This window comes from Microbacterium sp. 8M, from assembly GCF_902506375.1.
GTDB lineage: Bacteria > Actinomycetota > Actinomycetes > Actinomycetales > Microbacteriaceae > Microbacterium.
The window spans coordinates 1,367,780-1,384,802 of sequence record NZ_LR733284.1 but is presented as its reverse complement, the minus strand read 5'-3'; the positions used below and the strand labels follow the sequence as shown (position 1 = coordinate 1,384,802).

The following is a 17,023-nucleotide window of genomic DNA, read 5'->3' as shown; positions in this document are numbered from 1 at the left end:
CGCATCCCGGATGACGAACCCGCCGCGCCATCGAGGGCCGGCGGGTTCGTCGTCTGCGGTCAGTCCTGGACGACCATCGGCTCGAAGCCGGCCGCGCGCAGCGTGTCCAGCGTGAGCTGGGAGTGCTCCGGGCCGCGGGTCTCCACGCTGAGCTCGAGGATCACGTCGTTGATCTGCAGGCCGTGGCCGTGGCGCGTGTGCATCGCCTCGATCACGTTCGCGCCGGCGTGCGCGATGAGCTCGGACACCCGGGCCAGCTGGCCGGGGCGGTCGGGCAGCGGGATGCGCAGCGTGAGGTAGCGGCCGGAGGCGGCGAGACCGTGCGAGACGACCCGCTGCAGCAGCAGCGGATCGATGTTGCCGCCGGAGAGCACGGCGAGCGTCCTGCCCGTCCCGCTCACCTTGCCGGCGAGGATCGCCGCCACGCCGACCGCACCCGCCGGTTCCACGACGACCTTCGCCTGCTCCAGCAGCAGCAGCAGCGCCCGCGCGATGTCGTCGTCGCTGACGGTCACCACCTCGTCGACGAGTTCCTGGATCATCGCGAAGGGCACGTCGCCGGGGCGGGCCACGAGGATGCCATCGGCGATCGTGGGCTGCGTGACGATCTCGACCGGGTGCCCTGCCGCCAGCGACGGGCCCATGGCGGCGGCGTTCTCCGCCTGCACGCCGATGATGCGCACCGTGCGGCCCTGCTCGGCGGCACGGGCCTTCACCGCCGCGGCCACACCGGCGATGAGGCCGCCACCGCCGATGCCGACGAGGATCGTCTCGACGTCGGGCACGTCCTCCATGAGCTCGAGGCCGAGCGTCGCCTGCCCGGTGACGATGTCACGATGGTCGAAGGGCGGGATGAAGACCGCGCCGGTGCGCTCGGCGAACTCGGCCGCCAGACGCAGAGAGGTCGCTACGGTCTCCCCCTCGAGCACGACCTCGGCGCCGTAGCCCCGCGTCGCGAGGAGCTTCGGCACGGGCACGCCCATGGGCATGAAGATCGTCGCCGGGATGCCCAGTGCCTGCGCGGCCAGCGCGACGCCCTGGGCGTGGTTGCCGGCGGAGGCGCCGACCACGCCACGGGCGCGCTCCTCCGCGGTGAGCCGGGAGAGGCGGTGCACGGCGCCGCGGATCTTGAACGAACCGGTGCGCTGCAGGTTCTCCATCTTGAGCGTCACCGGCGAACCGAGCACCTTGGTCAGGGCGACGGACGGCAGGGCCGGGGTGCGCACGATGACGCCGTCGAGCCCGGCGGCGGCCTGCTCGATCTCGGCGAGCGTGGGGATCCCGGCGAAAGCAGGGGTGGTTTCATTCGTCATCGCTTGCGTCATCGCGCACTCCTTCTCCGCGCCCGCGGCACGGTCCGCCAGATGTAGTCGCCGCCGGGATCGGCGCCGGTGCGCCAGGCACCGGAGTTGATGGTCACGGCCGCCACGTTCACGAACGCCGCGAGCGGCACCGCGAACAGCGCGCCGGGGATGCCCGCGATCAGCGCACCGCCGGCCACGACGAGCACGACCGCGAGCGGGTGCACCTTGACCGCCGACCCCATCAGGATCGGCTGCAGGATGTGCCCCTCGATCTGCTGCACGGCGAGCACCACGACGAGCATCCACAGGGCGATCCACGGACCGTTGTAGACGAGCGCGAGGAACACCGCGAGCGCGCCCGTGACGACCGCGCCGACGATCGGGATGAAGGATCCGAGGAACACCAGCACCGCGACGGGGACGGCGAGCGGCACGCCGAGCAGGAAGGCGCCCAGGCCGATGCCGAGGGCGTCGATGAACGCCACGAGCATCTGCGTGCGGGCGTAGTTGATCACGGTCGCCCAGCCGTTGCGCGCGGCGGCGTCGACGGCGCGGCGCGAGTCCCGCGGGAAGAGCTTCACGGTCCACGCCCAGATCCCGCCGCCGTCGGCGAGCATGCAGAGCAGGATGAACAGGGTCAGCACGGCGCCGGTGGCGACATGGCCGAAGGTCGAGCCGACCGCGATCGCGCCCGACTTGAGCAGCTCGCCCTGTTCGCTGAGGAACTTCGCCCCCTGGTCGAGCAGATCCGTGATCTGCGCCCGGGTGAGATGGAACGGCCCGTCGATGAGGAACTGCTGCAGCTGCTCCCAGGCGCCGACCGTGCGCGCCTGCACGCCGTGCCACTGCTGCGTGATCTGCCAGACCGCGAGCCACAGCAGCCCTCCCACGATCGCGACGGTGCCGATCAGCGCGACGACGATCGCGAGCCAGCGCGGCCAGCCCACCCGCAGCATCGAGCTGAACACGGGCCAGAGCAGGGCCGTGAGCAGGATGGCGATCATCAGCGGGATGACCAGGATCTTGAAGAGCATCACGAGCCAGATCACGACGCCGAGGGCGGCCGCGATCGCGAGGAAACGCCAGGAGTACGCCGCGGCGATCTTCAGGCCGGGGGGCAGGGCGCGCTGCACGTCGTCGCGCACATCGACGCGCCCCGTGATGGTGCGCTGCCGGACGAGATCGCGCAGCCGGGGTGTGCTGTTCTCACTCATCGGCCCAGTCTACGGGCGCCGCACGGGCGTCCTGACGCGGCTGCGGGCGCGCGCCGCGCGCGGGCGCCGACGGGCCGCGGTGTCGGAGGCAGTCGTTACGCTGGCCGACGTGACTCGTTCTCCGGCCGCTCCCTCCCCCGTCGACACGTTGAGCGCCGCCGAGGCACGGCGGATCGCGCTCGCGGCGCAGGGCTTCTCGCGCCGGCGCCCGGCGGCACCGGGAGTGCGGCACCTGCACACCGCGATGGCGCGTATGGGTGTGCTGCAGATCGACTCCGTGAACGTATTCGCCCGGTCGCACTATCTGCCGCTGTTCTCCCGCCTGGGCGCGTACGACCCGGCGATGCTGGAGCGCGCCTTCCTGTCCCGTCCGAGCGCGGCGCGCTCGAGCCGCTACACCGAGTACCTCGCGCATGAGGCCACGTTCCTGCCCGTCGAGGACTGGCCGCTGTGGGGCTTCCGCCGCGACGCCTTCCGCGCCAAGCGCGGCGCGTTCTGGGGGCAGAGCTCGTCGGCGCGCACACTGGACTGGGTGCGCGCCGAGCTGCGCGACCGGGGTCCGTCCCGCCCCGCGGAGATCCGCGGGGACGCGCCCGGTGGCCGCGGCGGCTGGTGGGAATGGGATGAGGTCAAGCACGCCCTGGAGTACCTGTGGCGCATCGGCGACGTGGCGATCGCGGGACGCGACGGCTTCGAGCGCCGGTACGCCCTCGCCGAGGATGTGGTGCCGGCCGAGCTGCTCGGGCGCGACCTGGACCGGGCCACGGCGGTCGGCGAGCTCGTGCGCCGCGCCGCGCGGGCGCACGGCGTCGCGACCGCGGCCGACATCGCGGACTACTACCGCATCAAGGACCGCACCCTGGTGCTGTCCGCGATCGCGGATCTCGTCGAGCGCGGTGAGCTGGAGCCGGTGCAGGTCCGCGGCTGGGAGCGTGGCGGGCGCCCCGTGCCGGCGTGGCGCCACGTCGAGGCCGCCCTCCCCCGCCGCATCGACGCGACGGCGATCCTCACGCCTTTCGACCCGGTGGTGTGGTTCCGCGATCGGGCGCTGCGCGCGTTCGCTCTCGACTACCGCATCGAGATCTACACGCCCGCCGAGAAGCGGCGCTACGGCTACTACTCCCTGCCGGTGCTGGTCGGCGATCGGATCTCCGCGCGGGTGGATCTGAAGGCGGACCGTGCGACGGGCACGCTGCGGGTGCAGTCGGCGTGGTGGGAGCCGCACGCTCGGCCCGCGGCCGATGTGGAGCGCATCGCCGCCGAGCTGCGCACCGCGGCCGTATGGCAGGGGCTGGAGCACATCTCCGTGTCCGCCTGGGGCGACGCGTCCGGCGCGCTCGCCGCGGCGCTGGACGCGCATCCCGAGCGCGTGCAGCGGCACGACGTGGGACGCACGGATCTGGTGCCGCTGGGAGTCGGTTCCTGACCGGGATTCCCTCAGCGGGTTTCGACTCGGTCGCCTTCGGCGTCCTCGCTCAACCTTGACACGATCCCGCATCGACGCGGCTGCGCCGCATTGATCCGGGCCGTGTCAGAACTGGACTCGGGGAGGCTCGGCGATCGCCGCGCCGTCGGCCACCTCGAAGAACTCCCGCTCGGTGAAACCGAGGTTGCGGGCGAACAGGTTGTTCGGGAACACCTTGATCTTGGTGTTCAGCTCGCGCACGCCGCCGTTGTAGAACCGGCGGGAGGCCTGGATCTTGTCCTCCGTGTCGACCAGGGCGGACTGCAGCTGAAGGAAGTTCTGGCTCGCCTGCAGCTGCGGGTACGCCTCGGCGACCGCGAACAGGCTCTTCAGGGCCTGCTGCAGATGCCCCTCCGCGGCACCCGCCTCGGCCGGCGTCGAGGCGGACAGGGTCTCCGCGCGGGCACGCGTGACGTTCTCGAACACGGCCTTCTCATGAGCCGCATACCCCTTCACCGTGTCGATGAGGTTCGGGATCAGATCCGCTCGTCGCTTGAGCTGCACGGTGATGTCGCTCCACGCCTCGTCGACGCGGACCCCCAACTGCACGAGCGAGTTGTACGTAGCCCACAGATAGATGCCGACGGCGACGATCAGAACGACGATCACTCCGACGACGACGAGGACTGGAACAAGAACATCCACGGACGACGACCCCCTAGCAGACGCGGTTTCGGCCCATCCTATCCCGGCATCCTCCGTGTGCGCCGGGCTGCCAGGGAACGGTCAGGCGCCGAGGACGCGCTCGAGATACCGGTTGCCGAACCGACGTTCCGGATCCATTCGATCGCGTAGTGCGACGAAGTCCTCGAACCTCGGATAGCGCTCCCGGAGGCGCTCCGCGTCCAGCGAGTGCAGCTTGCCCCAGTGCGGGCGCCCGCCGTGCGCGAGGCAGATCGCCTCGACCGCGTCGAAGTACTCGCGAGGGTCATGCCGCCAGTACCGGTGCACGGCGATGTACGCGGATGCGCGCTCATGCGCCGTGGAGAACCAGCGATCGTCGGCGGCGGCGAAGCGCACCTCGATCGGGAACTCGATGCGCCAGCCGCGCTTCGCGATGAGCGCCTGGACCGCGCGGAACACCGGCACGATCTGATCCTGCGGCAGGGCGTACTCCATCTCGCGGAAGCGCACCGTCCGGCTCTGGGTGAGCACGCGATGCGAGAGATCGGTGTACTCCCGGTCGCCGGTGAGCTTCACCGCGAGCCGGCTGAACGGCGCAGTGATCGACGGCATGGCGACGCCTGCTGCGCACACCACGCGATAGACGCCGTTGGAGAGCAGGGTCTCGTCGATCCACTTCCCCACTTTCGGCAGCGGCCGCCGCACCGCCGACTCCGGCAGCCGCTCGGTGGTCTTGGTGAGGGCGACGTCGGTGTGCGGGAACCAGTAGAACTCGAAGTGATCCGCGTCCGAGACGCGCTCGTGCACCGTCTCCAGCACCTCGTCCAGCGGCGCAGGCGCGTCCACGGCGTGCATGACGAACGCGGGCACGCACTGCAGCGTGACCTCGACCAGGATCCCCAGGGCGCCGAGACCCAGCGCGATCGCCGGCAGCAGCTCGGCGTTCTCCGCCTCGTCGACCCGCAGGAACTCCCCCGCGGCGGTGATGAGCGTCGCCCCGACGACCTGCGCCGCCAGGCCGCGGAACGCGGCACCGGTGCCGTGCGTGCCGGTGGAGATCGCGCCGGAGATCGACTGGCGGTCGATGTCGCCGAGGTTCTCCATCGCGAGTCCGAACGGGGCGAGCAGCGCGGGGATGCGATGCAGCCGAGTGCCCGCGAGGAGGGTGGCCCGCCCCCGGGCCTCGTCGACCGACACCAGCCCCTGCAGATCGTCGAGCTCGAGCAGCACGTCAGGTGCCACGGCCACGCCGGTGAAGCTGTGCCCGGCGCCGACCGCCTTGATCCGGAGACCGTGCGCCGCGGCGGCCAGCACCGCGCGCTGCACACCCTCCGGAGAGCGCGGGCGCTCCACGCGGAGCGGCCGGATCGAGGCCGAGCGGCCCCAGTTGTGCCAGGTCTCCCCCGGTCGTGTCACAGGAACGCCTTCCCTTCGCCGCGATACGTGGGCAGTTCGCCGACGACGCGGTCACCGTCGACGAGGTGGTAGCCGAGGATCCGCTCGGCGGGCTCGCCGCTCTTCGCATGACGCAGCCAGACGCGGTCCCCGACCCGGAGCGTGCGGGCGGCGGCGCCGCGCAGCGGGGTCTGCACCTCGCCCGCGGCCTCCCGTGGCGCGGTCTGCAGGCCCTGCGGCCACACCGGTCGCGGCTGCCGAGAGGCGACGGCGGGCCCGGACGCGATCCAGCCGCCGCCGAGGATCGTCGCGATGTCGGACGCCGGGCGCCGCACGACGTCGAAGGCGAAGGCGCTCGCCGGCGCGGGGGCGAAGGAGCGGTAGCCGTCGAACAGGTGCCCTGCGAGCAGGCCGCTGCCCGCGGTGATCTCGGTGAGGGCCGGATCGGATCCGGTGTACTCGAGCGATCCCGTGCCGCCGCCGGTGACGAACTCGAGCGGCACGATCGCCTGCACGGCCTCGACGATGCGGGCGCGCCGCTCCCGCAGCTCCTGGCGGGACTGCGCCTGCACCGTGCGGATCACGGTGTCGCCGCTGCCGGTGTCGTCGCCCTGACCGGCGATCTGCGCCTCGTACATCTGGAGGCCGACGAGGTGGAAGCCGTCCCGCTCGGCGGCGCGTCGGGCGAAGCGCGCCACCTCCTCCGGGGTGTGCAGCGGCGAGCGGAAGACGCCGATGTGGCCGAGCCCCGGAGCGCGCCAGGACGCGTCGGCGTCGACCGCGATGCGCACGCGCGGACGGCGGGAGGGAGCGGCGACCGCGTCGATGAGGTCGAGCTGCGACTCGTCGTCGACCACGAGCGTGATCCGCGCGCAGGCGCCCTCGTCCGCGAGCAGCCGCTGCAGGCCCGGCCGGTCGGCCGTCGGATAGGCCAGCACGATGTCATCGTGGTCCTCGGCCAGCCAGAGGGCCTCCGCGAGCGTGAAGGCGAGCAGTCCGCGATAGCCGGGGACCCGCAGCGCGGCGTCGATCACCTCGCGCACGCGCACGGACTTCGTCGCGATCCGGATCGGCCTGCCGCCCGTGCGCACCACCATGTCCATCGCGTTGAAGCGCAGTGCCTCGAGATCGATCACCGCGACGGGCGCGGGCAGATGCGCGGTCGCCTCGGTGAGCCGCGTCCACCACCGCGCCGGATCGTCCCAGGGCTGGGCGCGGCGACGGGTGGGCACGGCGACGCTGCCCTGATCGGCGATGAGCTCGAGCACGAGTCCACCCTATTGGCTCGAAGTCAACATCGCGCGGGTGCTGCGCTCGCTAGGCTCGGGGGAAGGCCCCCGTAGCCCAACGGCAGAGGCAGGCGACTTAAAATCGCTTCAGTCTGGGTTCGAATCCCAGCGGGGGCACCTTCGGCTGTGCCGCCGGAGGCGGTGCGGCCGAACACCCGGTCACACGCCGGGGCGGCCGTCGAGCCACACCGCGTTCCAGTCCAGGATCCGCGGATCCGCCAGACCTTCGGTCACGAACGGATCCTCGGCGATGAACCGCTCAGCCTCGTGGCGCGTGGAGAACACCCCCATCGATCCGGCAGCCGGATCCGGCGTGGCGAAGGGCCCGAGCGCGATGACTCCGCCGCCGGCCTCGTGGAAGGCCCGGTAGTACGCCTGATGACGGGGGAACACCTCGAGGATCCGGGCGCGATCAGCACCCTCACGGAGGCGGTACAGCACGACGACGTCCACACACGGATCGTAGCGCCGCCGGCGCCCCGGGACGCAGAACGCCCCCGGATCGCACTCCGAGGAGTGGGATCCGGGGGCGTCTTGTCGAGCCTTACTTGGCAGCGGCCTCCGCAGGCTTCTTCGCGGCGGGGCGCTTGGCGGCCGGCTTGGCGGCGGCCGGCTTGGCAGCCGCAGCGGGAGCGGCCGGGGCCGCGTCCGCTGCCGGGCGCGGACGGGCGGCGAACTCCTCGAACACCGCGCGCGGCGTCTGCAGCGCCTCGAGGCCGACGATGTCGCGGCCGAGCCACAGGTTGTTCCACCAGCCCCACAGCACGCGCCACTTGCGCTCCCACGACGGCATCGCGAGGCCGTGGTAGCCCCGGTGCGCGACCCAGGCCACGAAGCCCTTGAGCGCGAGCTTGCCCGACTGGAAGACGCCGTTGTAGAGGCCGAGACCGGCCACGGCGCCCAGGTTCTTGTGGAAGTAGTCCTTGGGCGTCTCGCCGCGCAGCACCGCGACGAGGTTCTTCGCGAGACGCTTCGCCTGACGCACGGCGTGCTGCGCGTTCGGCACGCACATGCCGCCCACGCCGCCGCCGGACAGGTCGGGGACGGCCGAGACGTCGCCGGCGGCCCAGGCGCCCTCGACGATCTCGTCGGCGGTGCCCACGCGCAGGTCGGCGCGGGTCTGGATGCGGCCGCGCTCCTCGATCGGGAGGTCGCCGCCGCGCACGACGGTCGGGTTGGCCATGACGCCGGCGGTCCAGACGATGAGGTCCGACGGGATGACCTCGCCCGTGGAGAGCTCGACGTTGCCGTCGACCGCGGCCTTCACCTGCGTGTCGAGGTGGACGTTCGCTCCGCGCTTGGCCAGATCCTTCAGCACCCACTCGCTGGTCGGCAGCGAGACCTCGGGCATGATCCGGCCCATCGCCTCGATCAGGTGGAAGTGCGTGTCGTCGAACGTCAGCTGCGGGTACTTCGCGATCAGCGCCGAGGCGAACGAGCGCAGCTCCGCGAAGGCCTCGATGCCGGCGAAACCGCCGCCCACCACGACCACCGTGAGCAGGCGGTCGCGCTCGGGGCCTGCGGGGATCGACGCGGCCTTGTCGAAGTTCGACAGCAGCTTGTCGCGCACCGCGACGGCCTCTTCGATGGTCTTCAGGCCGATCGCGTTGTCGGCGATGCCGGGGATCGGGAAGGTGCGCGAGACGGCACCCGCGGTGACGACGATCTGGTCGTAGGGGAACTCGTACGGCTCGCCCACGGCGGGCGTGATCGTCGCGACCTTCTCGGCGTGGTTGATGCCGGTCACCTTCGCGGTGATGACGTTCGTGCGCTTGAGGTGGCGGCGGTGCGCGACGACCGCGTGGCGCGGCTCGATCGACCCGGCGGCGACCTCCGGCAGGAACGGCTGGTAGGTCATGTAGGGCAGCGGGTCGACCATGGTGACCTCGGCCTCGCCCTTGCGGAGGTGCTTCTCGAGCTTCCACGCGGTGTAGAAACCGGCGTAGCCGCCGCCCACGATCAGGATCCTGGGCGCGACGGCGCTCTTTGCCACGGTGCTCTCAGTCACGGAGGCTTACTCCTCAGTCATCGGGATTTGGGCGTGCGTTGGGTGCGCGCCGAACGAATGCGCCGGGCAGCAGCGGTGACGCCAAGCGCTATCAGGATACCAGGCACGGTGAGCGCGACGAGCGGCAGGGTACCGTACAGCAGCGATTCGGCGCTGGGGATCAGCGGCGAAGTGGCCTTGGCCGGGGCGTCGGCCTTGGGAAGCGGCGGGATCGCGACCGGGGTCGACGTCGCCGGGGCGGGTGCAGGAGCCTCCGCGCGACGGTGCAGGCGGATCCAGTCGGACAGGTCGCCGAGGGGGTTCTCGTCCACGGGGGGCACCGCGGTGCTCACCGCCGCGGCGGCGTCGATCAGCCCGTAGCCGTACAGCGGATCCGGGTGCGCGGTGGCCTGCGGTGCGGGTCGGGCGGTCTGGATGATCTGGTTGATCACGTTGTTCGCATCCATGTCCGGATGCGCCGCGCGCACGAGCGCGACCACGCCCGCCACGATGGGCGCGGCGCCGCTGGTCCCGTTCCAGGTCTCCACCGTTCCGTTGGCGTCGATGCCGAGCAGGGACTCGCTCGGCGCGGATACGGCGATCGAGATCCCCTGCGTCGAGGCGGCCCGGCTTGCGACGCCGCGCTGGTCGACGCCGCCCACCGCGAGGACGCCGGGGATGGTCGCAGGCGCCCCGACCATCGCCGTTCCGCTGCCGCGGTTGCCGGCGGCCACGACGACCACGACGTCGTGCTCGAACGCGTACAGGAACGCGTCGTCCCAGCTGCGGTCCCAGTCCAGCGTGTTCGTGGTGAAGGAGAGGTTGATCACCTTCGCGCCGTGGTCGACCGCCCATCGCATCGCGTCCGCCACCTGCTTCGTGAACGGGACCGGGGCGGTGGTGCCGAACCCCAGCGAGATCGAGAGCAGCTTCGCCTCGGGCGCCACCCCGATCATGCCCGTGCCGTCGGCGTTCGGCCGGCCCGCCGCGAGCGAGGCGACCCGGGAGCCATGATCGCTGTCCAGCGGGCCCAGCGGGGTGCGCCCGTCATCCGAGCCGATGCCCGACACGTCGGTGCCGCCGGCGACGGCGCCCTGGAACTGGCTCGGCCCGTTCGCGATCCCGGTGTCGATGACGGCGATCGTGACCCCGGCGCCGCGCGTGGTCTTCCACGCGGCGTCGATGTGAGCGCCCTCGATCCAGTACTCCGCGGCACGCACGGGATCCGGCGTCGGCGTCGGCGTCGCCCCGATCGCGAGCGGCGCCACGAGGGCGAGGGCGAGCAGCGCGACGGCGGCGCGGAGCCACCGGGCGCGGGCCGTGCGGACGCTGGGCGCGGTCATCGGACTCGGTTCACCGCCCCAGGGCGGCTCCCGGCTCGGCGCATTCGCAGCGCTGCGGCGACCACCGCGACCGGCGCAGCGCTTCGTCGCCGATCGGGTTGACGCCCTCCCCCGCGGCCAGGGCATGGCCGGCCAGCGCGTGCAGGCACTTCACGCGGGTGGGCATGCCTCCGGCCGACACCCCGGCGATCTCCGGCACGTCGCCGTACTGGGCGCGGTCGTCGAGGTAGGCCTGGTGCGCCGTCCGGTAGGCGGAGGCGGTGTCCTCGTCATCCAGCAGCAGGGCCAGCTCGGGCATCACGTGCTCGGCTTCGAGCGTCGACATCGCCGCCGCGGCGGCAGGGTGCGTGAGGTAGTAGAAGGTCGGGAACGGCGACCCGTCGGGCAGGCGCGGCAGCGTCGCCACGACGGTCGGGTTGCCGCAGGCGCAGCGCGCAGCGATGCCGACGACCCCGCGGGCCTCGCGTCCGAGCTGCGCGGAGACGACCGCGAGCTCGGCGTCGGTGGGCGGGGCGAAGGGCGGCGTGGTCACCCTTCCAGGGTACGGGGTCGAACCGAGCGGAGCCTCAGCGCGCGGCCGAGCCGGCTGCAGTCTTGGCGAGCCCGGCCTCGGTGACGCTGCGCAGCAGCTGGCCCGCCCAGTCCGAGGACTTCTCCTGCACGGTGTCGCTGACCTTCGCCTGCTCGACGGGCCGCGCCGCCGGATCGATGTCGTTGTCGATGAGGTAGACCACCTCGCCCGGCTTGACGTAGAACAGCCGCTGCCGAGCCTGGGCCGTGATGTAGGCGGGGTCGTTCCACCGCTCCCGCTCGGCCTTGAGATCGTCGATCTGCTTCTGGGTGACCGTCACCGAATGCTCGAGCGCCGCGATCCGCTGCCGCTGGTCGAGGTAGGTGCCCAGCGTCGGCACGAGCACCCACGCGCCGAGCACGACGAGAGACAGCATGATGACCATGAAGCCGCTCAGCCGGATCCCGCCGACCCAGCCTCGCACGTCCACGGCACGGGCCGTCGTAGAGCGACCGCCGCGCCCCGCGGGCCGGGCTGCCGCGTTCGCCCGCGCAGACGACGAAGGAGGAGTCCGCCGTTCGGTCATGACTCCTCCTTCGATTCAGCGGATGCGCTGATCAGCCCTTGAAACGCGGGAAGGCGGAACGACCGGCGAAGACCGCGGCATCGCCCAGCTCCTCCTCGATGCGCAGAAGCTGATTGTACTTGGCGACGCGCTCCGACCGAGCGGGCGCGCCGCTCTTGATCTGGCCCGAGTTCACGGCGACGACGAGGTCGGCGATCGTGGTGTCCTCGGTCTCGCCCGAGCGGTGCGAGAGCATCGTGGTGTAGCCCGAGCGGTGCGCCAGGCTGATCGCGTCGAGGGTCTCGGAGAGCGTGCCGATCTGGTTCACCTTGACGAGCAGCGAGTTCGCCACGCCGAGGTCGATGCCCTTCTGCAGGCGCTCCGGGTTGGTCACGAACAGGTCGTCGCCGACGAGCTGCACCTTGGTGCCGAGCGCCTCGGTGAGGGCCTTCCAGTTGTCCCAGTCGTCCTCGGCGAGCGCGTCCTCGATCGTGACGATCGGGTAGTCGTTGACGAGACCGACGTAGTAGTCGGTGAGCTCCGCCGCGGTCCAGTCCTTGTCCTCCAGGCGGTACACGCCGTCGTTGAAGAACTCCGTGGCGGCGACGTCGAGGCCCAGGGCGATGTCGCTGCCCGGGGTGAAGCCGGCCTTCTCGATCGCCTTGACGAGGAAGTCGAGGCCCTCGCGGTTGCTGGGCAGGTCGGGCGCGAAACCGCCCTCGTCGCCGAGGCCCGTGGCGAAGCCGGCGGCCTTCAGCTCGCCCTTGAGCACGTGGTACACCTCAGTGCCCCAGCGCAGCGCGTCGGAGAAGCTGTCGGCACCGATCGGCGCGAGGAAGAACTCCTGCATGTCGATGCCGTTGTCGGCGTGCGAACCGCCGTTGATGACGTTGAACAGCGGCACGGGCAGCAGGTGCGCGTTCGGTCCGCCCAGGTAGCGGAACAGCGGCAGGTCGGCGGAGTCGGCAGCGGCCTTGGCGACGGCGAGGCTGACCCCCAGGATCGCGTTCGCGCCGACACGGCTCTTGTTGTCGGTGCCGTCGACGTCGATGAGGATCTCGTCGATGATGCGCTGCTCGCTGGCCTCGACGCCCTCGATGGCGGGGCCGAGCTCATCGATGACCGCCTCGACGGCCTTGAGCACGCCCTTGCCGCCGTAGCGGCTCTTGTCGCCGTCGCGCAGCTCGTACGCCTCGAAGGCGCCGGTCGACGCACCGGAGGGGACGGCGGCGCGCTGGACGATGCCGTCATCGAGGAGCACCTCCACCTCGACGGTCGGGTTGCCGCGCGAGTCGAGAATCTCGCGTGCGCCTACAGCCTCGATCAGTGCCACAGGGTGCTCCTTGTTCAAGAGGGAAGTGGGATGGTGGAGCGACGTCGATCCGCCGCCCAGTCTAGCCAGTGCGCGGCGCCGGCCGCAGAGGATGAAGCGCTGCCTCGCGCGCGAGGGAGCGCGGATGGCTTCGGCGCACGCGCTCGATATCCTTTCCGCATGAGCCCGGGCGCCGCTGCCCCGCTGATCGCCGCACCGCCGTACCGCGAGCGCGATCAGAGCGGACGAGTGCGCTCCGTCTCCGAGGTCGACGGGGCGGCGCCGCTGTGGTTCTCCGTGACGCAGGAGCACGAGGATCTGCTCAGCCCGCGCGCCGACCACGTGGCGGTGGCCCTGCTCCTGCCCGCGATGCGGTACGGTCGCGACCTGCATGTCGGCGGCACCGTCACGGACTCGCTGCTGCATCGTCTGAACCACGACTTGCAGTCGCTCGTGCGGGCCGTCCATCCGGAGTATCGAGCGATCGCGGTGACGGCCGACGACGCCCTGCCCGCGGGACCGCCGCCGCACGGGGTGGTGACGGGGTTCTCCGGGGGCGTGGACAGCCTCGCGACGCTCATGGAGTACTCCCTCGCCGCCGACGTCCCGGCGGCATTGAGGGTCACCCACCTGGTCAACAACAACGTCGGCGCCCACGGTGACGGCGGTGACGCGTTGTGGGCGACCCGCTGGCGCGCACTCGCACCCGTGGCCGCCGAGCTCGGGCTCCCTTTCATCCGCGTCGACAGCAACCTCGACCTGCACTATCCGCAGATGGGCTTCATGGAGACCGTCACCTTCCGCAACGCCGCCGCAGCGCACCTTCTCGGTGGCGGCATGGGGCGTTCCTACCATGCGTCGGAGGGGACGTACCGGAACGTGCGGATGCCTCCCCCACGCGGTGACATCGGGCTCGCGGGCGCGATGACCTTCCCGCTGCTGTCGACCCCCGCGCTCATCCTCGAGTCGACGGGTTCAGGGCGGTCCCGCATCGAGCGGACCCTCGCGCTGGTCGGGATGCCGTACGCGCAGTATCTCGATGTGTGCGTCGATGCGGATCCGCGACGTGCGACGAACTGCTCGCGCTGCTGGAAATGCATGCGGACCATGCTGACGCTCGACATCGCGGGCGAACTGGAGGAGTTCGTGCCCGCCGTGTTCCGACGCGAGCCCTATCTCGAGCGTCGCTCGGACTATTGCGTCGAGCTCCTGGCCTCGGACGAGCCCAACGACATCGAGCTCGTCGAGTTCGGCGATGCGATGGGCTGGCACTGGGGCGTCTCGGTCCGTCCGCGCGCCGCCGCGCTCCGCGCGCTGCGCGGCGGACGAGCGGCCGCAGGCACCGCACGCCGTCGTCTTCGCGCGCGCCGGTGGTCCTGACCCTGCGTGCGGGCGCATCACCGGGCGCGGCATGCCGGGCACACGCGAAAGGGGCCGCACGCCATGCGCGCGGCCCCTTCTGGTGCGAGTCCTACTTGGTGTACGACTTCACGATGTCGAGCAGGTTCGGGACGTTGGCGTAGGCCTCTGCGGCGTTCTCCTTCGTCACGATGACCGGCGCGAGCAGGTAGGCGGGGACGACCTTGACGCCGTTGTTGTACGACTTGGTGTCGTTGACGTCGACCTTGTCGCCCTTCTGCAGCTCCTGCACCATCTTGATCGCCTGAGCGACGAGCAGCGTGGTGTCCTTGTTGATCGTGGAGTACTGCACGCCCTCCATGATCGACTTGACCGACTCGACCTCGGAGTCCTGGCCGGTGACGACCGGCACCGGCTTGCCGGCCTGCTGCGCCGAGGTGATGATGGCGCGGGCCAGTGTGTCGTTCGGCGAGAGGACCCCGTCGAGCGTCGCGTTGCTGTAGTTCGCGGTCAGGATCGCGTCCATGCGGCGCTGCGCATTCTCAGCCTTCCAGCCGTCGGTCGCGGTCTGGGTGATCTCGGTCTGGCCCGAGAGCACCTTCAGCGTGCCGTCCTTGATCTTCGGCTCGAGCACGTCCATCGCGCCCTTGAAGAAGACCGCGGAGTTCGCGTCGTCCGCCGAGCCGGAGAACAGCTCGATGTTGTACGGAGCCGGGTGGCCGGCGCGCTTGGCGAGGCCGTCGAGCAGCGCCTGACCCTGCAGCTGGCCGACCTTGAAGTTGTCGAACGCGACGTAGTAGTCGACGGCGTCGGTGTTCTCGATCAGGCGGTCGTAGGCGATGACGGTCGCGCCCGCGTCGTGCGCGGCCTTGACCTGCGTGGACAGCTGCTTGCCGTCCTTCGCGCCGATGATGATGACCTTCGCACCACCCGTGACCATCGCCTGGATCTGGTTCTGCTGCTCGGCGACGGTGTTGCTGGCCGGCGCGTACTGCACGTCGGGCTTGAAGCCCGCCTTGGTCAGGCCGTCGGTGAACAGCTTGCCCGCCAGCACCCAGTTCTCGCTGGTCTTGTCGGGCAGGGCCACGCCGATCTTGGCGTCGGCCGCGAAGCCCTTCGCGGAGTCGCCGCTGGCCGCCGGGCTGCCGCCGCGGTCGCCCGACGAGCAGCCGGTGAGCGCGAAGGCACCCGCGACGACGAGCGCAGTCGCCGAAAGGAGGATCTTCTTCATTGGGATCTCTTTCTGTGTTGGTGTGTGCATCTCAGGTGAATGCAGGATCGTGCCGCGCGAGCGACCCGGACCTCTTTACTTGACCGCGTCGCGGACAGCTGTGGTGCTGGCGGGCGCGGACGTGGGGAACTGTTCCTCCTTGCGGGCGAACCGGCGGGTGATGAAGCCGGTCAGCGACGGCCGCCCCTGCTGCTTGTTCCAGACGTCGACCGCCACGGCGAGCAGGAGCACGAGGCCCTTGACCATCGCCACGACGTCGGCGCCGGCGCCGAGCAGCGCCATGCCGTTGTTGAGGAAGGCCATGACCAGACCACCGACGATGGATCCGATCACGGTGCCGATGCCGCCCGAGACGGCCGCGCCGCCGATGAACACCGACGCGATCGCGTCGAGCTCCCAGCCGTTGCCGTCCTGAGGGCCGGAGGCGGTGGCGCGGGCGACGTAGATCATCGCGGCGACCGAGGCCAGCACCGACATGTTCATCATGACGAAGAAGTCGGTCCAGCGGTCCTTCACGCCGCTCAGGCGCGCCGCCTGACGGTTGCCGCCGACCGCGTAGAGGTGACGGCCGAACACGGTGTTGCGGGTGACGAACGTGTACACGATCACGAGGATGAGCAGCACGATGCCGGAGATCGGGAAGCTCGTGCCGACGCGACCGGTCGCGAACTGGTAGCCGGCGACGAGGATCAGGGCCGCGAGGATCACGACCTTGACGACGCTCACCCACACCGGGGCCGGCTCGGTGCCCGCCTTGCGCTGCGAGCGGCGCAGGTAGACCTCGAAACCGACGACCCACAGCGCGGCGAGCACCGCCAGCAGCATGGTCAGGAAGTTGAAGGGCAGCGCGATCGGCAGCTCGGGAAGGTATCCGGCGCCGATGTACTGGAAGTCGGCCGGCACGGCGACCGACGTCGACTGCCCCACCCACTGGTTCGCGCCGCGGAAGAACAGCATGCCGGCCAGGGTCACGATGAACGCGGGGACCCCGACGAACGCGACCCAGAATCCCTGCCAGGCGCCCACCAGCACACCGAGCCCGAGGCCGAGCAGGACCGCCGCCCACCACGGGAGGTGCCAGTCCGCCATGGACTTGGCGACCACGATGCCGACGAAGGCGGCGACGGATCCGACCGAGAGGTCGATGTGCCCCATGATGATCACCATCACCATGCCGATCGCCAGGATCAGGATGTACGAGTACTGGTTGACGACGTTGATGAGGTTGCCGGGCGACAGCGTCAGCCCGCCGGTCCAGATCTGGAAGATGATGATGATCACGACCAGGGATCCGAGGATGCCGAACTGACGCAGGGTGGACTGGCCACCGCCCATCATCTTGGCGATGTCGCGGAAGTGGAAGCCGTCGTCGGTCGTCGTCGTGGTGGTGCTGGTGCTCATGCGGATGCCTTCTGTGTCCGTGA

15 protein-coding genes and 1 tRNA gene are annotated in these 17,023 nt (G+C 70.9%); 3 read left to right on the top strand and 13 right to left on the bottom strand.

Annotation, left to right across the window (positions count from 1 at the left end; genetic code table 11):
- Positions 1-59: 59 nt before the first annotated feature.
- Together ilvA and AERO9AM_RS06520 are read right to left on the bottom strand one after the other, a co-directional pair.
- Positions 60-1,325, bottom strand: coding sequence for a threonine ammonia-lyase (gene ilvA, locus AERO9AM_RS06525; RefSeq protein WP_236602514.1), 1,266 nt, complete (start codon positions 1,323-1,325; stop codon positions 60-62).
- Positions 1,322-2,518, bottom strand: coding sequence for an AI-2E family transporter (locus AERO9AM_RS06520; RefSeq protein ID WP_159575412.1), 1,197 nt, complete (start codon positions 2,516-2,518; stop codon positions 1,322-1,324). The genes ilvA and AERO9AM_RS06520 overlap by 4 nt, the downstream gene beginning before the upstream one ends.
- A 109-nt stretch (positions 2,519-2,627) precedes the next feature.
- On the opposite strand from AERO9AM_RS06520, the gene AERO9AM_RS06515 reads away from it, so the two are divergent.
- Positions 2,628-3,944: a winged helix-turn-helix domain-containing protein gene (locus AERO9AM_RS06515; protein ID WP_236602513.1), complete on the top strand. Its 1,317-nt coding sequence runs from the start codon at positions 2,628-2,630 to the stop codon at positions 3,942-3,944.
- Positions 3,945-4,049: 105 nt separating this feature from the next.
- On the opposite strand, the gene AERO9AM_RS06510 is transcribed toward AERO9AM_RS06515, so the two are convergent.
- The 3 genes from AERO9AM_RS06510 to AERO9AM_RS06500 form a co-directional block, all read right to left on the bottom strand.
- The gene (locus AERO9AM_RS06510) at positions 4,050-4,628 is read right to left on the bottom strand and encodes a LemA family protein (protein WP_159575410.1); all 579 of its coding nucleotides are present in this window, start codon (positions 4,626-4,628) and stop codon (positions 4,050-4,052) included.
- A gap of 81 nt (positions 4,629-4,709) precedes the next feature.
- Entirely contained in the window at positions 4,710-6,023 is a 1,314-nt protein-coding gene (locus AERO9AM_RS06505; RefSeq protein ID WP_159575409.1) for a D-arabinono-1,4-lactone oxidase, read from the bottom strand.
- Positions 6,020-7,270: an alanine racemase gene (locus tag AERO9AM_RS06500; protein WP_442923253.1), complete on the bottom strand. Its 1,251-nt coding sequence runs from the start codon at positions 7,268-7,270 to the stop codon at positions 6,020-6,022. Before AERO9AM_RS06500 ends, AERO9AM_RS06505 begins: the two co-directional genes overlap by 4 nt.
- Positions 7,271-7,335: 65 nt before the next feature.
- On the opposite strand from AERO9AM_RS06500, the gene AERO9AM_RS06495 reads away from it, so the two are divergent.
- A tRNA-Leu gene (locus AERO9AM_RS06495) sits at positions 7,336-7,408 on the top strand.
- A gap of 42 nt (positions 7,409-7,450) precedes the next feature.
- Here the strand turns inward: AERO9AM_RS06495 and AERO9AM_RS06490 are convergent.
- The 6 genes from AERO9AM_RS06490 to eno form a co-directional block, all read right to left on the bottom strand.
- On the bottom strand, positions 7,451-7,744 hold the full coding sequence (locus AERO9AM_RS06490; RefSeq protein ID WP_159575408.1) for a YciI family protein: 294 nt from the start codon (positions 7,742-7,744) through the stop codon (positions 7,451-7,453).
- 91 nt (positions 7,745-7,835) lie between these two features.
- On the bottom strand, positions 7,836-9,299 hold the full coding sequence (locus AERO9AM_RS06485) for an NAD(P)/FAD-dependent oxidoreductase (protein WP_236602512.1): 1,464 nt from the start codon (positions 9,297-9,299) through the stop codon (positions 7,836-7,838).
- A gap of 17 nt (positions 9,300-9,316) precedes the next feature.
- Complete coding sequence (locus tag AERO9AM_RS06480) at positions 9,317-10,621, bottom strand: S8 family serine peptidase (RefSeq protein ID WP_159575407.1); 1,305 nt, start codon at positions 10,619-10,621, stop codon at positions 9,317-9,319.
- Between the two features lie 10 nt (positions 10,622-10,631).
- Entirely contained in the window at positions 10,632-11,153 is a 522-nt protein-coding gene (locus AERO9AM_RS06475) for a DUF501 domain-containing protein (RefSeq protein WP_159575406.1), read from the bottom strand.
- Between the two features lie 34 nt (positions 11,154-11,187).
- Entirely contained in the window at positions 11,188-11,718 is a 531-nt protein-coding gene (locus AERO9AM_RS06470; RefSeq protein WP_201298593.1) for an FtsB family cell division protein, read from the bottom strand.
- A 31-nt stretch (positions 11,719-11,749) separates the two neighbouring features.
- The gene (gene eno, locus AERO9AM_RS06465; RefSeq protein WP_159575405.1) at positions 11,750-13,030 is read right to left on the bottom strand and encodes a phosphopyruvate hydratase; all 1,281 of its coding nucleotides are present in this window, start codon (positions 13,028-13,030) and stop codon (positions 11,750-11,752) included.
- A gap of 159 nt (positions 13,031-13,189) precedes the next feature.
- Between eno and AERO9AM_RS06460 the strand changes: the two genes are divergently transcribed.
- A complete protein-coding gene (locus AERO9AM_RS06460; RefSeq protein WP_159575404.1) occupies positions 13,190-14,389 on the top strand; it encodes a hypothetical protein in 1,200 nt (399 codons plus the stop codon).
- Positions 14,390-14,480: 91 nt separating this feature from the next.
- On the opposite strand, the gene AERO9AM_RS06455 is transcribed toward AERO9AM_RS06460, so the two are convergent.
- Both AERO9AM_RS06455 and mmsB read right to left on the bottom strand, forming a co-directional pair.
- The gene (locus AERO9AM_RS06455; protein ID WP_159575403.1) at positions 14,481-15,599 is read right to left on the bottom strand and encodes a substrate-binding domain-containing protein; all 1,119 of its coding nucleotides are present in this window, start codon (positions 15,597-15,599) and stop codon (positions 14,481-14,483) included.
- Between the two features lie 75 nt (positions 15,600-15,674).
- The gene (mmsB, locus tag AERO9AM_RS06450) at positions 15,675-17,000 is read right to left on the bottom strand and encodes a multiple monosaccharide ABC transporter permease (protein WP_159575402.1); all 1,326 of its coding nucleotides are present in this window, start codon (positions 16,998-17,000) and stop codon (positions 15,675-15,677) included.
- Positions 17,001-17,023 lie beyond the last annotated feature (23 nt).

Coding starts and splice junctions, on each gene's coding strand:
- mmsB (WP_159575402.1), bottom strand. CDS start 17,000: ATGAGCACCAGCACCACCACGACGACGACCGACGACGGCTTCCACTTC.
- ilvA (WP_236602514.1), bottom strand. CDS start 1,325: ATGACGCAAGCGATGACGAATGAAACCACCCCTGCTTTCGCCGGGATC.
- AERO9AM_RS06480 (WP_159575407.1), bottom strand. CDS start 10,621: ATGACCGCGCCCAGCGTCCGCACGGCCCGCGCCCGGTGGCTCCGCGCC.
- AERO9AM_RS06470 (WP_201298593.1), bottom strand. CDS start 11,718: ATGACCGAACGGCGGACTCCTCCTTCGTCGTCTGCGCGGGCGAACGCG.
- AERO9AM_RS06520 (WP_159575412.1), bottom strand. CDS start 2,518: ATGAGTGAGAACAGCACACCCCGGCTGCGCGATCTCGTCCGGCAGCGC.
- AERO9AM_RS06455 (WP_159575403.1), bottom strand. CDS start 15,599: ATGAAGAAGATCCTCCTTTCGGCGACTGCGCTCGTCGTCGCGGGTGCC.
- AERO9AM_RS06460 (WP_159575404.1), top strand. CDS start 13,190: ATGAGCCCGGGCGCCGCTGCCCCGCTGATCGCCGCACCGCCGTACCGC.